Annotated in this window: 14 protein-coding genes and 3 pseudogenes; 11 read left to right on the top strand and 6 right to left on the bottom strand. The window is 70.2% G+C overall.

All coding sequences use genetic code 11. The features are described from left to right. Window positions 1-6: 6 nt before the first annotated feature. The 7 genes and pseudogenes from GA0115240_RS12045 to GA0115240_RS12015 all read left to right on the top strand — a co-directional run bounded on the left by GA0115240_RS12045 (window position 7) and on the right by GA0115240_RS12015 (window position 7,132). Window positions 7-983 (top strand): annotated as a pseudogene (locus GA0115240_RS12045) (DnaJ C-terminal domain-containing protein). Beyond that, window positions 980-1,396 (top strand): chaperone modulator CbpM, encoded by a 417-nt coding sequence (locus GA0115240_RS12040; RefSeq protein ID WP_093736671.1) that lies wholly within the window; start codon window positions 980-982, stop codon window positions 1,394-1,396. The pseudogene GA0115240_RS12045 and the gene GA0115240_RS12040 overlap by 4 nt, the downstream one beginning before the upstream one ends. Further along, the gene (clpB, locus tag GA0115240_RS12035; protein ID WP_093736670.1) at window positions 1,387-4,011 is read left to right on the top strand and encodes an ATP-dependent chaperone ClpB; all 2,625 of its coding nucleotides are present in this window, start codon (window positions 1,387-1,389) and stop codon (window positions 4,009-4,011) included. The genes GA0115240_RS12040 and clpB overlap by 10 nt, the downstream gene beginning before the upstream one ends. Next, entirely contained in the window at window positions 4,011-4,550 is a 540-nt protein-coding gene (gene trxA, locus GA0115240_RS12030) for a thioredoxin (RefSeq protein ID WP_093736669.1), read from the top strand. The genes clpB and trxA overlap by 1 nt, the downstream gene beginning before the upstream one ends. Further along, window positions 4,550-4,813: a UBP-type zinc finger domain-containing protein gene (locus GA0115240_RS12025; protein ID WP_093736668.1), complete on the top strand. Its 264-nt coding sequence runs from the start codon at window positions 4,550-4,552 to the stop codon at window positions 4,811-4,813. Before trxA ends, GA0115240_RS12025 begins: the two co-directional genes overlap by 1 nt. Before the next feature lie 85 nt (window positions 4,814-4,898). Beyond that, window positions 4,899-6,632, top strand: coding sequence for an FAD-dependent oxidoreductase (locus GA0115240_RS12020; protein WP_370673326.1), 1,734 nt, complete (start codon window positions 4,899-4,901; stop codon window positions 6,630-6,632). Between the two features lie 59 nt (window positions 6,633-6,691). Next, window positions 6,692-7,132 (top strand): DUF1931 family protein, encoded by a 441-nt coding sequence (locus GA0115240_RS12015; RefSeq protein ID WP_176725048.1) that lies wholly within the window; start codon window positions 6,692-6,694, stop codon window positions 7,130-7,132. A 45-nt stretch (window positions 7,133-7,177) separates the two neighbouring features. Here the strand turns inward: GA0115240_RS12015 and uvrA are convergent, their stop codons facing one another. Further along, window positions 7,178-9,646, bottom strand: coding sequence for an excinuclease ABC subunit UvrA (gene uvrA, locus GA0115240_RS12010; protein ID WP_093736666.1), 2,469 nt, complete (start codon window positions 9,644-9,646; stop codon window positions 7,178-7,180). A 102-nt stretch (window positions 9,647-9,748) separates the two neighbouring features. Next, window positions 9,749-10,588, bottom strand: coding sequence for an intradiol ring-cleavage dioxygenase (locus GA0115240_RS12005; protein ID WP_237554811.1), 840 nt, complete (start codon window positions 10,586-10,588; stop codon window positions 9,749-9,751). 341 nt (window positions 10,589-10,929) lie between these two features. On the opposite strand from GA0115240_RS12005, the gene GA0115240_RS12000 reads away from it, so the two are divergent. After that, window positions 10,930-11,853: an AraC family transcriptional regulator gene (locus tag GA0115240_RS12000; protein ID WP_093736664.1), complete on the top strand. Its 924-nt coding sequence runs from the start codon at window positions 10,930-10,932 to the stop codon at window positions 11,851-11,853. 38 nt (window positions 11,854-11,891) lie between these two features. Here GA0115240_RS12000 and GA0115240_RS11995 read toward each other — a convergent pair whose 3' ends face one another. Next, window positions 11,892-12,743, bottom strand: a complete 852-nt coding sequence (locus GA0115240_RS11995) for a LysR family transcriptional regulator (protein ID WP_093736663.1) — start codon at window positions 12,741-12,743, stop codon at window positions 11,892-11,894. Between the two features lie 68 nt (window positions 12,744-12,811). Between GA0115240_RS11995 and GA0115240_RS11990 the strand changes: the two genes are divergently transcribed. The 3 genes and pseudogenes from GA0115240_RS11990 to GA0115240_RS11980 form a co-directional block, all read left to right on the top strand. Further along, entirely contained in the window at window positions 12,812-13,705 is an 894-nt protein-coding gene (locus GA0115240_RS11990; RefSeq protein ID WP_370673325.1) for an EamA family transporter, read from the top strand. Window positions 13,706-13,780: 75 nt separating this feature from the next. Next, window positions 13,781-15,048 (top strand): annotated as a pseudogene (locus GA0115240_RS11985) (alpha/beta fold hydrolase). A gap of 11 nt (window positions 15,049-15,059) precedes the next feature. Next, a pseudogene (locus GA0115240_RS11980) lies at window positions 15,060-15,212 on the top strand (MATE family efflux transporter); the annotation flags it as partial. Between the two features lie 119 nt (window positions 15,213-15,331). Here GA0115240_RS11980 and GA0115240_RS11975 read toward each other — a convergent pair. From GA0115240_RS11975 to GA0115240_RS11965, 3 genes are all read right to left on the bottom strand, one after another. Next, window positions 15,332-16,384, bottom strand: a complete 1,053-nt coding sequence (locus GA0115240_RS11975) for a DUF4331 family protein (RefSeq protein ID WP_176725047.1) — start codon at window positions 16,382-16,384, stop codon at window positions 15,332-15,334. Between the two features lie 180 nt (window positions 16,385-16,564). Then, complete coding sequence (locus tag GA0115240_RS36810) at window positions 16,565-16,942, bottom strand: GNAT family N-acetyltransferase (RefSeq protein ID WP_161302169.1); 378 nt, start codon at window positions 16,940-16,942, stop codon at window positions 16,565-16,567. A gap of 308 nt (window positions 16,943-17,250) precedes the next feature. Beyond that, on the bottom strand, window positions 17,251-17,823 hold a 573-nt coding region (locus tag GA0115240_RS11965), incomplete at its 5' end, for an MFS transporter (RefSeq protein ID WP_141708808.1).

Here is a 17,823-nt window from a genome sequence, read left to right as displayed (position 1 = left end):
GCCGCGATGGCAGAGGACTACTACCAGGTGCTCGGTGTCCCCCGCACCGCCGACGCCGCCGAGATCCAGCAGGCGTTCCGTACCCTGGCCCGCCGGCACCACCCGGACATCAACCGCGATCCGGCAGCCGAGGAGCGCTTCAAGCAGATCAACGAGGCGTACAGCGTGCTGTCCGACCCGGACACCCGGGCCCGCTACGACCGCTTCGGCCCGGACTTCCGGCAGATTCCGGAGGACTACGACGAGCGGGTCGCGGCCGGCCAGGGCTTCGGCGGCGGAGGCGGCGCGTACCGGGGCAGTCCCTTCGGAGGCAGCCGAGGCGCCGACCGGGCCGGCGCCCGGACCTGGACGGAGACCGACTTCGACAGCTCCGGCGTGGACTTCGAGGACCTCTTCGGAGGCATGTTCGGCGGCCGGGCCGGCCGCGCCGGGCGGGGCAGCCCGATCCCCGGCGCGGACCAGGAGGCCGAACTCACGCTCAGCGTGGAGGAGGCGTACCGCGGCGGCCGGCGCAAGATCACCCTGGGCGGCCCCGGCGGGGAGCGCACCTACGACGTCACCATCCCGGCCGGGGTGGTCGACGGACAGCGCATCCGCCTCGCGGGAGAGGGCGGCCGGGGCCGGGGCCCGGGTTCCGCGGGCGACCTGTACCTCGTGGTCCGCATCGCCCCCACCCCCGCTACCGGCTCGACGGGCGCGACATCCACGTGGACCTGCCCGTCACCCCCTGGGAGGCCGCCCTCGGCGCGACCGTGCCGGTCACCGGACCGGGCGGGTCCGCGAAGGTGCGGGTGCCGCCCGGTACCTCCACCGGTCGCCGGCTGCGGCTGCGCGGCGAGGGGATGCCTCATCCCAAGGGTTCCCCCGGCGACCTCTACGCCGAGATCAAGGTCATGGTGCCGCCCTCCCCCAGCGCGCGCGAACGCGAGCTGTTCGAGGAAATGGCCGCCGTCTCCTCCTTCGACCCGAGGAAGCAGACATGACGACACATCACCATAATCCCTCCCCCGGACGGGCCGCGGGCGCCGAAAGCACGCGCGCCGCCCGCCCCGTCCGGCAGGCCGGCCCCGACTACCCCCTGACGCGGGTCCACCGGATCAGCCCCTACCAGCTCACCGTGGCCGACGTGGCCGACCACAGCGGACTGCCGCCCGACCTGGTACGCCGCTTCGTGGCCCTCGGGCTGGTGGACGCCGAACGTGACGCCCGGGGCCGGCTGTGGTTCCGGGCGGGCGCGCCGTCGGCCATCGCCCGGGTGCAGCGGCTGCGGGCCGGACTGTGCCTCAACTACGCGGCCGTCGGCCTCGTCCTGGACCTGCTCGACCGTATCGATCGCCTGGAGACCGCGCTGCGGCGCAGCGAACGAGCCGCCAAGGAGCCCACGACATGGACATGAACCGCCTCACCCAGAAGTCGCAGGAAGCCCTGCAGGAAGCGCAGAGCGTCGCGGTACGGATGGGCCAGACCGAGGTCGACGGGGAGCACGTGCTGCTGGCCCTGCTCGATCAGCAGGACGGCCTGACCACCAGGCTGCTGGCCGACGCCGGCGCCGACCCGGCCGCCCTGCGCGCCGCCGTCGAAGCCGATCTCGCCAAGCGGCCACGCACGACCGGTCCGGGCGCCGCCCCCGGCCAGGTGATGGTCACCCAGCGGCTGTCCCGGCTGCTCGACACCGCGGAGCAGGAGGCCAAGCGTCTCAAGGACGAGTACGTCTCCACCGAGCACCTGGTGCTGGCCCTGGTGGACGAGGGTTCGACCACCGCGGCCGGCCGGCGGCTCGGCGAACAGGGCGTCAGCAAGGACTCCTTCCTGGCCGCCCTCACCACGGTGCGCGGGAACCAGCGGGTCACCTCCGCCAATCCCGAGGAAGCGTACGAGGCCCTGGACAAGTACGGGCGCGACCTCGTCGTCGAGGCCCGCACCGGCCGCCTCGACCCGGTGATCGGCCGCGACGCCGAAATCCGCCGGGTGATCCAGATCCTCAGCCGGAAGACCAAGAACAACCCCGTGCTGATCGGCGAACCCGGCGTCGGCAAGACCGCCATCGTCGAGGGCCTGGCGCAGCGGATCGTGCGCGGTGACGTGCCCGAAGGGCTGCGGGACAAGACGGTGTTCTCGCTCGACATGAGCGCGCTGGTGGCAGGCGCCAAATACCGGGGCGAGTTCGAGGAGCGCCTCAAGGCCGTCCTGGCCGAGGTCAAGGGCGCCGAGGGCCGGATCCTGCTGTTCGTGGACGAACTGCACACCGTCGTCGGGGCCGGCGCCGCCGAGGGCGCGATGGACGCGGGCAACATGCTCAAACCGATGCTGGCCCGCGGCGAGCTGCACATGATCGGCGCCACCACGCTGGACGAGTACCGCAAGCACATCGAGTCCGACGCCGCCCTGGAGCGCCGCTTCCAGACCGTGCTGGTGGACGAGCCGACCGTCGAGGACGCCATCTCCATCCTGCGCGGCATCCGCGAGCGGCTGGAGATCTTCCACGGCGTCAAGATCCAGGACGGCGCCCTGGTCGCCGCGGCCACCCTCAGCCACCGCTACATCAGCGACCGCTTCCTGCCGGACAAGGCCATCGACCTGGTCGACGAGGCCTGCGCGCGGCTGCGGACCGAGATCGACTCCATGCCCGCCGAACTCGACGAACTCACCCGCCGGGCCACCCGGCTGGAGATCGAGGAGGCAGCGCTGGACCAGGAGACCGACCCGGCCAGCCGCGCCCGCCTGGAGGACCTGCGGCGCGAACTGGCCGACCTGCGCGGTGAGGTGGACGCCAAGCACGCCCAGTGGGAGGCCGAGCGCCAGGCCATCCGCAAGGTCCAGGAACTGCGCCAGGAACTGGAAGCCGCCCGGCAGGAGGCCGACCAGGCCGAACGCGCCTACGACCTCAACCGGGCCGCACAGCTGCGCTACGGAACCGTCAGCGACCTGGAGCGCCGGCTGGCCGCCGAGGAGGAGCAGCTCGCCAGCAAGCAGGGCGAGAGCCGGCTGCTGCGCGAGGTGGTCACCGCCGATGAGATCGCCGAGATCGTCTCCGCGTGGACCGGCATCCCCGTCACCCGGCTCCAGGAGGGCGAACGGCAGAAGCTGCTCAAGCTCGACGAGATCCTGCGCGAGCGGGTGGTCGGGCAGGACGAGGCCGTCCAGCTCGTCGCCGACGCCGTGATCCGGGCCCGCTCCGGAGTGCGCGACCCGCGCCGGCCGATCGGCTCGTTCATCTTCCTCGGCCCCACCGGCGTCGGGAAGACCGAGCTGGCCAAGACGCTGGCCGCCGCGCTGTTCGACAGCGAGAGCAACATGATCCGCCTCGACATGAGCGAGTACCAGGAACGGCACACCGTCAGCCGGCTGGTCGGCGCGCCCCCCGGATACGTCGGCTACGAGGAGGGCGGCCAGCTCACCGAGGCGGTGCGCCGCAAGCCCTACTCGGTCGTCCTGTTCGACGAGATCGAGAAGGCGCACGCCGACGTCTTCAACACGCTGCTCCAGGTGCTGGACGACGGCCGGATCACCGACGCCCAGGGACGTACGGTCGACTTCCGCAACACCGTGGTCATCATGACCTCCAACCTCGGGTCGCAGTACCTGCTCCAGGACGCCACCCAGGCCGGCGAGATCAAGCCCGAGGCGCGGGCGCTGGTGATGACCGAACTCAACGGTCATTTCCGCCCCGAGTTCCTCAACCGCGTCGACGACATCGTCCTCTTCCACCCGCTCGGCATCGCGCAGATCGAGCGCATCGTCGATCTGCTCCTCGAGGAGCTGCGCGACCGCCTCGCCGAGCAGCGCATCACCCTCGTCCTCACCGAGCCGGCCCGCCGGCTGATCGCGGCCGAGGGCTACGACCCGGTCTACGGGGCCAGGCCGTTGCGCCGCTTCATCTCGCACGAGGTCGAGACCAGGATCGGCCGCGCGCTGCTCAGCGGTGAGGCGCGCGAAGGCGTGACCATCCTGGTCGACGCCGGGGACGGCGAACTGACCGTCACCCTCCAGGACGAACCGCAGGAGCCGTGATGAGTACTTCTCCAGAAAGCCGCCCCCCTAGCGGCGGGCGTACCGACAGCACGGGCAGCACCGGCAACACCGATTCCTCGGTGCGGACGGTCGCCTGCGTCAACTGCGGCCGGACCAACCGCGTACCGGCCGCGGCGGAGGGCAGCCCGCGCTGCGGGAACTGCCGGGCCCCGCTGCCCTGGATCGCCGAAGCGGGCGACGCCGACTTCGGCGAGGTCGCCGAGCAGGCCGACCTGCCCGTGCTCGTCGACCTCTGGGCCACCTGGTGCGGCCCCTGCCGCATGGTGAGCCCCGCCCTCGAACAGGTCGCCGAGGACCTGGCCGGCCGGATCAAACTCGTCAAGGTCGACATCGACAAGTCGCCGGCCCTGGCACAGCGGTTCGAGGTCCAGGCCGTACCCACCCTGCTGATCCTCGACCACGGCAGGCTCGTCGCCCGCGAGACCGGCGCCGCGCCCGCGACCAGGCTGCGCCAGTGGGTGGACGAGTTCCTGTCCGCGCCCCACGGATCAGCCGATTCCGCCGCCAGGAGGCCGTGATGACCAGTCTTCCCGACCCGCATCTGTCCATGGTCCGGCCCGTGACGCCCAGAACACCGCAGGGCTGCGAGGACTGCCTGCGCATGGGGACTCCGTGGGTGCACCTGCGCCTGTGCCTGACCTGCGGCCACGTCGGCTGCTGCGACTCCTCGCCGATGCGGCACGCCCGCGCTCACGCGGCGGCCGACGGACACCCGATCGTGCGGTCGTTCGAGCCCGGCGAGGACTGGCGGTGGTGCTTCGTGCACGAGGCGATGGTCTGAGCCCGGCGGGCCCGCCCGGCGCTTCTTCCGGCGCTGTTGCCTCCGCACCCGCTTCCACTGCTGTTTTCGCCGAAAGGAGTGAGCCGTGACCGCAGCCAAGGCCTCACACGTCATCGACGTGCTGTACGCCACCGAGCCGACCGCACCGATGCCGGTGCCCACAGCCGATGTCTACGGCGCCTATCCGCGGCTGACCGACGACCAGATCGCGATCCTGGGATCCTGCGGACAGGAACGGCCGGTCCGCGAGGGGGAACAGCTCTTCCGGGCGGGCGAACCCAGCGAGGAGTTCTTTGTCGTCCTCAGCGGCACGGTGGCCGTGGTCGAAGGCCACGGCGACCAGGAGCACGTCCTCCAGTTGCACGGTCCGCACAGCTTCCTCGGCGAACTCGGGCTGATGGAGGGCCAGACCGCCTTCCTCAGCGCGGTGGTGAGCTCACCCGGCGAGGTGCTGGCAGTGGATTCGGCTGCCCTGCGCGACCTGCTCAGCGGCGAACCCGCGCTCGGCGACGTGATCCTGCGGGCCTACCTGCTGCGCCGTACGATGCTGGCCGGCGCGGGCACGGGCTTCCGTATCATCGGCTCCGCCTTCTCCCCCGACACCCGCCGGCTCCTGGAGTTCGCCGCCCGCAACCGCCTCCCGCACCGCTGGGCCGATCTGGAGAAGGACACCGAGGCCGAGGCGCTGCTGACACGTCTTGGTGTCGCGGCGGAGGAGACCCCGGTCGTCGTCTGGCACGACCACCAGGTGCTGCGCAATCCCTCCAACGCCGAACTCGCCCGGCTGATCGGGCTGCGGACCGAGACCGTCGCGAGGGCCGTCTGCGACCTGATGGTCGTCGGCGCGGGACCCGGCGGCCTGGCCGCCGCGGTGTACGGCGCGTCCGAGGGGCTCTCCACCGTCGTCCTGGACGCGGTGGCGACCGGCGGCCAGGCCGGTACGTCCTCCCGGATCGAGAACTACCTCGGTTTCCCCGCCGGGATCTCCGGCATGGAACTCGCCGAACGCGCCGTCGTGCAGGCCAACCGTTTCGGCGCCCGGATCGACGTCCCCGCCGAGGCCGTCGGCCTTGAACAGCGCGAGGGGACCAACGTCGTGCGGCTGGCCGACGGCGGCACGGTCGCCGCCAACAACGTGGTGGTGGCCACCGGCGCCCGCTACCGGCGGCTGACCGCCCCCGGCGTCGAGCGGTTCGAGGGACTGGGGGTCCACTACGCCGCCACCCTCTGGGAGGCGCGGACCTGCCGTCTCGACCCGGTGGCCGTCGTCGGCGGCGGCAACTCCGCCGGCCAAGCAGCCCTGTTCATGGCGCGGGAGTCGCCCGCGGTCCATCTGCTGGTCCGCGGCGGAGACCTCGGCCACAGCATGTCCCGTTATCTGATCGACCGGATCGAGCGCCACCCCCGGATCCATGTCCGGCTGCATACCGAGGTCCGGGAAGTCACCGGCGAAGACAGCGTCGAATCCGTCGTCGTCGAGGACAACCGCAACCGCGCGCAGCAGGTGCTGGCCGCCCGTGCCCTGTTCGTCTTCATCGGCGCGAACCCCGCCACCTCCTGGCTCGCCGACGCCGTCACCCTGGACCCGCGCGGCTTCATTCCGACCGGGCAGGACGTGGTCCATCCGACACCGGACCTCTGGGAGCCCCTGGCCCGCGCGCCGCTCGCTCTGGAAACCGGTCTGCCGGGAGTCTTCGCTGTCGGCGACGTCCGCAGCGGCTCGGTCAAGCGGGTGGGCTCCGCGGTCGGCGAGGGCGCCATGGCCGTCCGTCTGGCGCACGAGCACCTCGGGGAGGTGGGACCACCCGTCACCCGATGACCTCAGCCCACTGACATCAGCGCATCCACCGCAGCGAAAGGTGAAATGACATGCCCGTCATGGGAGTTCCCAAGTTCGAGCGCTTCTTCCGCGCAGCCGCCGACCTCGACGTCAACAAGAACGACCTCAAGCGCTACAACGACTTCGTGGACGCCAAGCTCTACGACCTCTTCCTCATCGGCACGGCCGATGCCAAGGCCAACGACCGGGACATCATCGAGCCGCAGGACCTCCCGGTCACCAAGGGCCTGCAGGAGAGCATCCATGCCTTCAAGAAGCTGGAGGAGGGCATCGAACTGCGTCCGCTGCTCGACCAGCTCGCCGCCCGCCCCGCCCTCGGCATGGACGCCGCTGAGGACACCGAGCAGCGCCTGCCCGACCTGGCCGGCGGCCTCAGCGTCGCCCTCGCCCGCGCCCTCAAAACCATCGCCCGCGACACCCGCCGCCCCTCCACGGACCAGTGGGACGAGGCCTTCGAGCTCTTCGACCTGCTGATCTGACCGAGTCGGCCGGCACCATCCGGGATACGCCGTCTCCCGCTGTCATCAGGAGCGCGCGAGCCGGGCCGCGAGATAGGGCGCGGTGGCGCTGCGGCGGGCCCTGGCCACCTTGGCCGGCGGGCCCGCCGCGACCACCTGCCCGCCCGCGTCGCCGCCGCCCGGGCCGAGGTCGATGACCCAGTCGGCGGTGGCGATCGTGTCGAGGTCGTGCTCGACGAGGACGACCGTGTTGCCGGCGTCGACGAGCCGGTGCAGCTGTCGCAGCAGCAGCGCGATGTCCGAGGGGTGCAGTCCCGCCGTCGGCTCGTCGAGCAGGTAGAGCGCGTGCCCGCGGCGGGCTCGCTGCAGTTCGGTGGCCAGTTTGATGCGTTGCGCCTCACCACCGCTGAGTTCCGTCGCGGGCTGGCCCAGCCGCAGGTACCCCAGTCCCACCTCGCGCAACGTCTCCAGACTGCGGGAGGCGGCCGGGACGGCGGACAGGAACGCGGCGGCCGCGTCCACGGACAGCCCCAGCACTTCCGCGATGTTCTTGCCGCGGTAGGCGACTTCCAGGGTTTCGGCGTTGTACCGGGCGCCCTTGCAGGTCGGGCACGGCGCATAGGTGCCGGGCAGGAACAGCAGTTCCACCGCGACGAATCCCTCGCCCTGGCAGGTCTCGCACCGCCCTTCGGGCACGTTGAAGGAGAACCGCCCGGCCGAATAGCCGCGCGCCCTGGCCTCGTCCGTCCCCGCGTACAGCTTGCGCACCGCGTCGAACATCCCCGTGTACGTGGCCAGGTTGGACCGGGGGGTTCGGCCGATGGGCCGTTGGTCGACCCGCACCAGCCGGTCGAACGACTCGACCCCCGACGCGTCCTGGACGTCGAGCTCCAACTGCGCCTCGTCGGGCTCCTCGGGTACGACTCCGAGGTGGCCGCGGACGACCTCGGCGAGCACCTGCGTCACCAGCGTCGACTTTCCGGAGCCGGACACGCCCGTCACCGCCGTCAGTACGCACAGCGGTACGTCGACGGACATGTCATGCAGATTGTGGCGGGAGACGCCGCGCAGGCGCAGCCAGCCGTGCGGTGTGCGCGGGCGGTGATCGAGCCGCTGGGCGCGCCCGAAGAGGTACTGGCTGGTGGCCGACTCCCCCACCCGCTCCAGACCGGCGACCGGGCCGCTGTACAGCACGCGCCCGCCCCCCTCGCCGGCGCCGGGGCCGATGTCGACCACCCAGTCGGCCCGCCGTACGACATCCATGTCGTGCTCCACGACGAACAGCGAGTTGCCCGCCGCCTTGAGCCGGTCCAGCACGTCCAGCAGCGGTTCCGCGTCCGCCGGGTGCAGCCCCGCGGAGGGCTCGTCGAGGACGTAGACGACGCCGAACAGCCCCGAGCGCAGCTGGGTGGCGATCCGCAGCCGCTGCGCCTCGCCGGGTGACAGGGTCGTCGAGCGGCGCCCGAGGCTGAGATATCCGAGGCCCAGGTCGAGCAGTACGCCGACCCGCGCGACCAGGTCGCCGCAGATCCGGACCGCGACCTCGGTCGTCTCCCCGGACCGGGCGGTCGACGTGGTGGCGTCGGCCTGGGACCGCTCCGCGACGGGCCGCAGCAGCGCCACGACCTCGGTGAGCGGCATCGCGTTGATCTCGGCGATGGAACGTCCGGCGAAGGTCACGGCGAGCGCCTCGGGCCGCAGTCCGCTGCCGTGACACTCGGGGCAGGGCACACTCCTGACGAACCGGAGCGCCCGTTCGCGCATCTTGTCGCTCTTGGAGTCGGCGAGGACGTGCATGACGTGCTTGCGGGCGCTCCAGAACTTGCCCTGGTAGCCGTAGTCGACGCGGTCCTCCTCCGGCTCGATGTACACCGAGGGCTGCTCGTCGGTGTACAGCAGCCAGTCCCGGTCCTTCTTCCGGAGCCTGCGCCACGGCCGGTCGATGTCGATCCCCAGGCCGCTCACGACGCTGCGCAGGTTGGCGCCCTGCCAGGCGCCCGGCCAGGCGGCGATCGCCCCCTCGCGGATGCTCAGCGAGGGGTCCGGGACCAGCAGCTCCTCGGCGACGTCGTGCACGACGCCCAGTCCGTGGCACTCCGGGCAGGCACCGGCCGCGGTGTTGGGTGAGAACGACTCGGCCTCCAGCCGTGCGGCCCCGGGCGGATAGGTGCCGGCCCGGGAGTACAGCATGCGCAGCAGGTTGGACAGCGTGGTGATGGTGCCGACCGTCGAGCGAGAGCTGGGCGACCCGCGTCGCTGCTGCAGGGCCACGGCCGGCGGCAGTCCGGTGATCTCCTGCACGTGCGGCGCGCCGACCTGCTGCAGCAGCCTTCGGGCATACGGTGCCACGGACTCGAAGTAGCGCCGCTGGGCCTCCGCGTAGAGCGTGCCGAACGCGAGCGAGGACTTGCCCGAACCTGAGACACCGGTGAAGGCGACCATCGCGTCCCGCGGAACGTCAACATCGATGTTCCGCAGGTTGTTCTCACTGGCGCCCCGCACACGCACGAAAGGGTCGGTCGCGTCCACGTTCACCCTTACTGCTTACCTGATCGCCCCGGGAACCGCGCGACAGGCGCCGCCGGTAGTGGCGGTACGCAGTCGGTCCCCGGTCGGGCTCGACGCGATGTCGTTCTCTCAGCCCTGGAGTGCGGGGTCGAGGGTGATGTCGAACTCGATGAGACGGAACGGCGCCTGGACGCCGAACTCGGCGGCACGCCTCTCGTCGTCGACGGTGACGACTGGGCGGATCAGCTCGCGCTTCACGCCGAAAACGGCATCCGAGTCGAGGTAGGGGCTCCCGTCGAGAAACATATGGGTGGTGACAGGGTGGTGCCCCGGTGCGCCGACGATGAAGTGGATGTGCGCCGGCCGATAGCTGTGCCTGCCGGTTGCTTCCAGGAGGTCGCCGGCAGGACCATCGGTCGGGACCGGGTAGTGGCGCGGCACGACGCTGTTCAGCCAGTAACGCCCGTTGTCGTTGGTGGTGAACAGTCCTCGTAGGTTCAGCTCGGGCTGCTGGTCGGGTTGCTGTACGTCGTAGAAGCCGTCCCCATTGGCCTGCCAGACATCCACCAGAGCGCCGGGCAAGGGGGTTCCGTCCAGTGAGCGAACGGTGCCCGCCACGACGCACGGTTCGCCCTTCGCGTCCAGCGAGATGGTGGCGCCCAGATCGCGCGGCGGGGAGTCGACGAGGTGGAACGGACCCAGCACCGTCGACTCGGTGGCCCCGGCAGGCCGACGGTGGTTGATGGCGTCGACGAGCATGGACACGCCCAGCAGATCGGAAAGCAGGATAAATTCCTGACGCTTGTCATCGCACTTCTGTCCGGTCGCGGTCAGGAATTCAATACCCCGCATCCATTCTTCCGTTGTCGGCTCCACGTCGCGCACGAAGTCATGGAGATGGGTCACAAGGCTGGTAAGAATGGTTTTCAGGCGCTCGTCAGGTGTGTTTTCCCATCTGGAGTTCACCAGCGCGGTGGCAGTTTTTCGTCGAAGCCGGGCTCGGTAGAAGATATAACCATGGAGGCGTTCCCGTCCGGGGTAGGAAAAAAGGTTGCCGCGGTCGCGCGCCGGGCAATTGAACACTAAACCAGTTCTGTCCGCCGGTGCAAGCCGGGAGCGTCCGGGGTGCTTTTTCTGGACAGTTGCTTTCGCTATGTGGATATCAAGACCAGGGAAAGCTGGACAGAGGACCGCGGCGGGAAGGCCGACGGCGGGGCGGAGGTGGCCCGCGTCGCCCGCGAGCGCGTCGAGAGGCGTACGGTTGTCGCAACACCCCGACGTCGAATCTGTCGGACGACGTAGGAGAGGACATGCTCTTCCGCTCATCGACCATCGCAGCGATCGGCGCAGGTTTCGGCCCCGATACATCCCAGCATCGTCGCATTCAGGTAGGATCTGTCGTCATCGGAGACGTTTCGTCCTTTCGTGAGTGGGCGGTCGAATGTGACGACGTCGGGTCCGACCTTTTCGTGCACCTGCCGGTGTCCGGGAAATTCGAATCGCGGCATCGAGGCGTCGAAGTGGTGGCCTCGCGTTCATCCGTGCCGGTCTACCGTCCGGGCAGCGGATTCGGCGCACGCTGGGAAGCAGGCAGCCGCTCTTCATGTGTCGGATTCGCGCCGGGAGCGGTGGACGCGGGGCTCGCCGGCCTTCTTGGGGATGACGTGTCGGCCGGGATGTCTTTCGATCCGGTCATGGACACCACCGGGGGGCTCGGGCGGGCCTGGACGGATCTCGTACTTCTCCTGGGTCAGCAGTTGGGGACAACGGACGGCCTGCTTGCTGAGCCTCTGATTGCCGCGCCCCTCGCGGAGAGTTTGCTGAACGGCTTCCTGCTGTCGTCGAGCCACGCACACTCGGAGGCTCTGGCGGCACCGGTGACCGCCGCACGTCCCGTCGCGATCCGAATGGCTGTCGACCTCATCGAGGCTGAGCCGCAGGCCCCACTGACGGTGGAGCGCATCGCAGCGTACGCAGGTGTGGGCGTGCGCACGCTGCAGAGCGGTTTCCGGAAGCACCTCGGGATGTCGCCCATGGCTTTTGTACGTTCGGTGCGACTCCAGAGAGCACACGAAGAGCTGCGCGCTGCCGATCCGTCGACCGCAACAGTCGCCGCGACGGCTCATCGTTGGGGTTTTCGTCATATGGGCCGTTTCGCAGCCGCGCACGAAGCCCGCTACGGTGAGACCCCTGTGATGGCGCTGCGCGGACGGCGACTTCGCCCGACCGCTTGACACCCGCCTGACGCGCCGTCAAGTGCGGTACAGCGCCGTCAAGTGCGGTACAGCTCGGTAAGAAGCTCGAGTACGGTGCGGGTGGCCGGGTGGGGGTCGTCGCGCCACCAGACCAGTCGTACGGCGATCGGTTCGGCATCGCGCACCGGCAGGTAGACGATGCCGGGCCTTGGATACTGGTCGACGACGGACTGCGCGGTAACCCCCACGCAGCGACCGGTGGCGATGACGGTGAGCCAGTCGTCGATGTCGCGGCTCTCCTGTGTCGCCGGGCGCGCGTTCGCTGGCCACAATTCCGCAGTGGTCGACCCGGTGCGCTGGTCCACGAGCAGGACGCGGCTGCTGAGATCGGCCAGCTGCACCGAGCGGCGCCGCGCCAGCGGGTCGGAGGCGGCCATCGCGCACCAGCGTGCTTCCAGACCCACGATGGCGCCCTCGAAGCGGCGGTCCTCCAGCGGCCTGCGCATGACCGCAAGGTCCGCGGTGCCCTCGGCCAGGCCGGCGCTCGGGGAGTTGATGCGAAGCAGGTGCAGTTGCGTTTCCGGGTGCGATTCCCGCCACCGGTGTTGAAAGGCGGGTGTGAGTCGGCCGAGTGCCGACCAGGGGTGGCCGATGCGCAGTTCGACGTGGCCGGATGTCGCATCCTGCACCAGGTTTTCGACCTCGGTCAGCGCCCGCCGGGCGTGCGCCACGACGCGTAGTCCGATCGCGGTCGGCGAGGTTTCGCGGGACGTACGTCGCAGCAGCCGTACGCCGAGGCGCTTCTCGAGCGCCGAAAGTCTGCGGGAGACCGCGGCCTGTGAGATACCCAGAGCGATCGCGGCGTCGGTGAAGGTGCCTTCGTCCACGATGGCGATGAGGCAGCGCAACTGACGCAGCTCGACATCCATAACCGCATCGTATAGTCGGCGGGTTCCATGCATTTTGCGCACGGTCCGGCGCGGCACAGGATCGGTGCATGCAAGGAGCCCCCGCTCGCCCAGCAGACCGAGCCGTCCTGCCCGCGAAGCGGGGCGCCGTGCCCATGGCCGGGATCTGCACGATGCTCGCCAGCGGCCTGTCGACCCAGCTCGGCGCCGCGATCGGGTCGCTGGGCTTCGCGGCGCTCGGCCCGGTCGGCGTCGTCGCGGTCCGCCAGTACGTCGCGGCGGCGGTGCTGCTCATCCTCGGTCGGCCCCGCCTTCGGTCCTTCACGCGGCGCCAGTGGGGGCCGGTGCTGCTGCTCGCGGCGGTCTTCGGGGTGGTGAACCTGTCGCTGTACACCGCGATCAACCGGATCGGTCTCGGCCTGGCGGTGACCCTGGAGTTCCTCGGCCCCCTCACGATCGCGCTGGCCGGCTCACGCAGACGCGTGGACCTGGGCTGCGCCGTACTCGCCGTTGCGGGAGTCGTCGCACTGATGCGCCCGCGCCCCACCGCCGATTACCTCGGCATGGGGCTCGGTCTGCTCGCCGCTGCCGGCTGGGCCGCCTACATCCTTCTCAGCCGTTCCGTCGGGCAGCGCATCCCCGGGGCACAGGGCACAGCCGCCGCAGCGGGGCTGTCCGCCCTGGTCTTCCTGCCCATCGGAGCCGGCGTCGCGGTACACCACACGCCTTCCGCCGGCGCGCTCGGTGCGGCTTTCGCGGCCGGAATCCTGTCCTCCGCTGTGCCGTTCCTCGCGGACCTGTTCACGCTGCGCCGCGTTCCCGCAGCGGCGTTCGGATTGTTCATGAGCGTCAACCCGGTGCTCGCCGCAGCCGTTGGTGCGCTCGTGCTGGGACAGAGCCTCGACGCGGCCGCCTGGTTGAGCATCGCGGCGATCATCGCGGCCAACGCCATCAGCATCCTCACACAGCCGACGCACGCTTGACGCCGCGACGGTGCTCAACGTGCGCGCAAGCAGCGCCCTTGTCACGATCACTCCACTGCCGCAAAGGAGCCTTCCATGCCCGGCGTCACGCCGACCGATCATTTCTTCTCCGTGCCCCTCGACCACGATCGGCCGGACGGCGAGCACGTCGAGATCTACGCTCGCGAGGTCGTGGCCACCGGACGCGAGCGTGCGGGGCGTTCCCTGGCTGCGTTTTGCAGGGCGGCCCCGGCATGCGGCCGCCGCGACCGGTCGGCCGGGACTCCTGGCTGGACCGCGCACTCGACGACTACCGCGTCCTCCTGCTCGACCAGCGCGGCACAGGCCGCTCCAGCCCGATCACCCGTCAAACGCTCCCGGCCCGTGGCGAGCCGGCCGCGCAGGCCGACTACCTCACCCATTTCCGCGCCGACGCCATTGTCCGCGACGCCGAGCTGATCAGGCGCGAACTGACCGACGAACCGTGGTCGGTGCTCGGCCAGAGCTTCGGCGGGATGTGCACCGTCACCTACCTCTCGTTCGCGCCCGAGGGCCTGCGCGAGGCAATCATCACCGGCGGTCTTCCCGGTTTGCGCGTCACCGCCGACGAGGTCTACCGCGCCGCCTATCCGCGCGTGCACCGCAAGAACACCGCGTACTACCGCCGGTACCCGCAGGACGCCGCCCCGGTCCGCCGCATCGCCGCGCACCTGATCGAGCACCCGGCACTCATGCCGGACGGATCCTTGCTCACCGTCGAGGCCTTCCAGTCGCTCGGGATGATGCTCGGCACGAGCGACGGCGCGGACGTGCTGCACTACCTTCTCGAAGACACCTGGGCCGGAGCGGAGCTGTCCGACAGCTTCCTCGCCCGCGCCGCGGCTTTCCTCAGCTACGCCCAACTGCCGCTGAACCCGATCATGCATGAACTCACCTACGCCCAGCGCGGCACCGGCGCGACGAACTGGGCGGCTCAGCGGGTGCGCGGCGAGTACCCCCCGTTCGACGCGCGCACGGCGTTGGCCGGGGAGGACCCGATGCTGTTCACCGGCGAGATGACCTACCGGTGCCACTTCGACCAACCCTGTCTCGCGCCGCTGCTCGAGCCCGCCGAGGCGCTGTTCGCCCGCGAGGACTGGCCCGACCTCTACGATCCGCAGCGCTTGGCCGCGAACGACGTCCCGGTGGCCGCCGCGGTCTACCTCGACGACATGTACGTCGATGCCACCTACTCGCTGCAGACCGCTGAGACCGTCAAGGGCCTACGGCTGTGGGCGACCAACGAGTTCGAGCACGACGGGCTTCGGGCCAGTGGCGGACGCGTCCTCGACCGCCTGCTGCGGATGCTGCACAGCCAGATCTGAAGCGGGGCGACGTGGAAGCCGATCTCACGCGGCATACGGACGAGGCAACGCGTGTCGCCGGGCGGCAGGTCCTCACCCTGGCGCCACCCGCGCTCGGCGCGCTGCCGGCCGAGCCGCTGTTCGTGCCGACCGACAGCGCCATCGTCGGGCACCTGGGCTCGCCGGGCTCGGCACAGCCGGAGCCGCCCTGAACACGCTCGTCAACGTGTGCCACACAGCGGGGTTGGCGCGAACTCCTCGCAGGAGGCTTTCCGCCCGGGGCAGTTCGCAGAGACTCCGGGTGTCAGTCCCGGACCGGATCGCCAACGGGCGCGCCGACGTAAGGGAAGGTGTCCACGGTCCTCGATGTGTCGACCTGCACACCATTGCCAATCGTCGCGTTCGTCATCAGCGAGAGCATGACGTCCATGACGTTGTCCGTCAGCGCGCGGCCGTTGAAGTGCTCCCGATCGAATGCCGCGTCCGAGTCGAGGACGTAGGGCATCGTGGTCGGGAACAGGCGTTGCGTCACCTCGTCGGCGTAGACCGCAGGTTCGGCCGCGGTCCGGGCAAGTGTCGTGGCCCGCTCCACGGATTGGGAGACGATGCGGGAGAAGCGGGCAGTGTCCTGCGACGGTTCGGTCCGGTTGTACTGCTCCTTCTCCTCTTCGTCGAGGATGAAGATGTTCGTCATCAGGGGAAGTCCCCATCGGGAGACCTGCGTCTCGGGCGCATGCCCGAAGAGCGAGATCGTGGCCCAGGCATGGACCTCGTGTCCCGCCGTCGCGATCATCTGCACTGGCACTTCCAGCGCGATGGCCGAGACGTTCCTGTTGCCGAAGAAGTTCGTTCCGTCGTGGAAAGCGTCGGGCGCGAACTCACCTCCCTGGAGGCCGCTCCTGAACTTCTGCAGACCCTCCCGGTTGGCGGCGAACAGCTCCGGTGCCAGGCCGGCGAACAGCCGGACGCCCTCCTCGGCCGTGATGACCGCGCCTGTACTGCCGGACGCCACGACGCTGCCGCCCCCGCCCGCCCGGGCGTCCGCACCGGTCGCCCGCCGGACCTCAACGCTTTGCGTGTGCTCGCCGTCCGCGCCGTGGACCGGTTCGCCGAACCGAACGCTGAATGTCACGTCCGCCTGCGCGTCTCCGTCCAGGTCGAATCGGAAGGCGTACAACCCCTCCTCGTGGAAGGTGTCGGACGCCTTGACCCCCGCGTTCGGGTTCACGGTGAGGATCATGGCGACGTGCCCGGGACGTCCACGGAACAGATAGAAGTCACAGAGATTCAGCCGTGGATCACGCCGCGCGGTTGCGGTGTCGAAGTGGTGCGACACAGGAATGCCTTTCGCTCGCAACCCATCCAGTCGGGATGCCGGGTGTGGAGCCAACGCATTCGTGGTCCGATCCCGCGACCCGTAGCGGTGTCAGCGTACGGTGTGGAAGATCATTGTCAAGGAAGGTGCGCAGGGCACCCCATTTCGGACCGGCCTGCTCGCCGACGCGACTTCGGCGGGCCCAGCGGACGTCCACCTGCTTCAGTGCCCACCGTTGTGGCGATCCGCGCTGTCGATCAGCCGCTTGTACTGGGGGTTGTCCTCGATGAACCGATCGACGATGGGGCAGCGGATGCTGATCCTCGCGCCCTTCGCCTCCAGGTCGTCCAGGACACGGCGAATCAGTACTTTCGCGAGCCCCCGCCCCCGATACTCCTGCCGGATCGTGGTGTGTGTCAGGACATGCTGTCCCGCGACTTCCTCGTAGACGAGCAGTCCTGCGCTCTCGCCCCCGTAGCGCACCTCGTAGAACCGTCTCGCCGCGTCATTGACCACCTCGACCTGTGCATCCTCGGCCTGAGCCGGACTGTCTTCTTCTGCCATGTCGCCCACCTCTTTCTCGTTCAGCTCGCCGGACACGCGGTCCGGCTCCGGTCGGGCGCGCCTGTTCGGCCGGGCCAGCGGAAATCGGCACCCTTCACTCGGCCACCGGGGCGCTGACCCCAGGGCTGCGGCTTGGTCACGTACCGCACCAGTCTCCCCGCCGCGACGGCAGACCCTCAGCCAGGGCCTTGCCCAAAGTTCCGCAGACCCGGCCCTGGGCATGTCCGTCCGCGCCGACGACATGGGTTGCCGTGCGGCACGCAGGCATCGTCCGCCCGGCACACCGTGGGAGGAGCGCCGGAGGTCTCGACGCTCGTGTGACGCGGACACATCGGGTGTGCCGCTCAGGAGGCGGGGGTCGGCGCGCCGGTCGGCGCTGCCGTGTCGTCGGTACTGGCGCCGCCAGCGGTGCCGTCAGCGATGTCGGTGCCGGTCTCGCCGTCCGGCGCTCCGTGCGCGGCGGCGGGGGCGCCCACCAGGCCGGCTGCGGCGGCGGCGATCGCGCAGAAGCCGAGCGGGAGCAGGAAGGCCACGTTCAGCGGCATCAGGCGGGTCAGGGCGCCGATGACGGCCGGGCCGGCCAGCATGCCGAGATAGCCGACGCCGGCCACCCGGGAGACATTGACGCCCGCCGCCTCCTTGTCGATGTGCCCGGCGGCGCTGAACAGCTGCGGCACGCAACCCGACAGGCCGATCCCGAAAACCGTCCAGCCGGCCAGCGCCAGCGGTATCCACGGAGCGAAGACCACCGCGGCCATGCCCGCGGCGGCTGTCGAAGCGCCGACCCGGACCACCGCGACCGGGCCGAAGCGGGCAGAGACCCGGTCGGTGACCAGCCGGCCCGCGGTCATGGCGGTGGAGAAGGCGCCGTAGGCGAGGGCGGCGGTGGCAGCGGAGGCGCCCAGCACGTCCCGCAC

This window comes from Streptomyces sp. DvalAA-14 (assembly GCF_900091855.1).
Classification (GTDB): domain Bacteria; phylum Actinomycetota; class Actinomycetes; order Streptomycetales; family Streptomycetaceae; genus Actinacidiphila.
This window is presented reverse-complemented; position numbering and strand designations above follow the sequence as displayed.

Coding starts and splice junctions, on each gene's coding strand:
- GA0115240_RS12040 (WP_093736671.1), top strand. CDS start 980: ATGACGACACATCACCATAATCCCTCCCCCGGACGGGCCGCGGGCGCC.
- clpB (WP_093736670.1), top strand. CDS start 1,387: ATGGACATGAACCGCCTCACCCAGAAGTCGCAGGAAGCCCTGCAGGAA.
- trxA (WP_093736669.1), top strand. CDS start 4,011: ATGAGTACTTCTCCAGAAAGCCGCCCCCCTAGCGGCGGGCGTACCGAC.
- GA0115240_RS12025 (WP_093736668.1), top strand. CDS start 4,550: ATGACCAGTCTTCCCGACCCGCATCTGTCCATGGTCCGGCCCGTGACG.
- GA0115240_RS12015 (WP_176725048.1), top strand. CDS start 6,692: ATGGGAGTTCCCAAGTTCGAGCGCTTCTTCCGCGCAGCCGCCGACCTC.
- GA0115240_RS12000 (WP_093736664.1), top strand. CDS start 10,930: ATGCTCTTCCGCTCATCGACCATCGCAGCGATCGGCGCAGGTTTCGGC.
- GA0115240_RS11995 (WP_093736663.1), bottom strand. CDS start 12,743: ATGGATGTCGAGCTGCGTCAGTTGCGCTGCCTCATCGCCATCGTGGAC.
- GA0115240_RS11990 (WP_370673325.1), top strand. CDS start 12,812: ATGCAAGGAGCCCCCGCTCGCCCAGCAGACCGAGCCGTCCTGCCCGCG.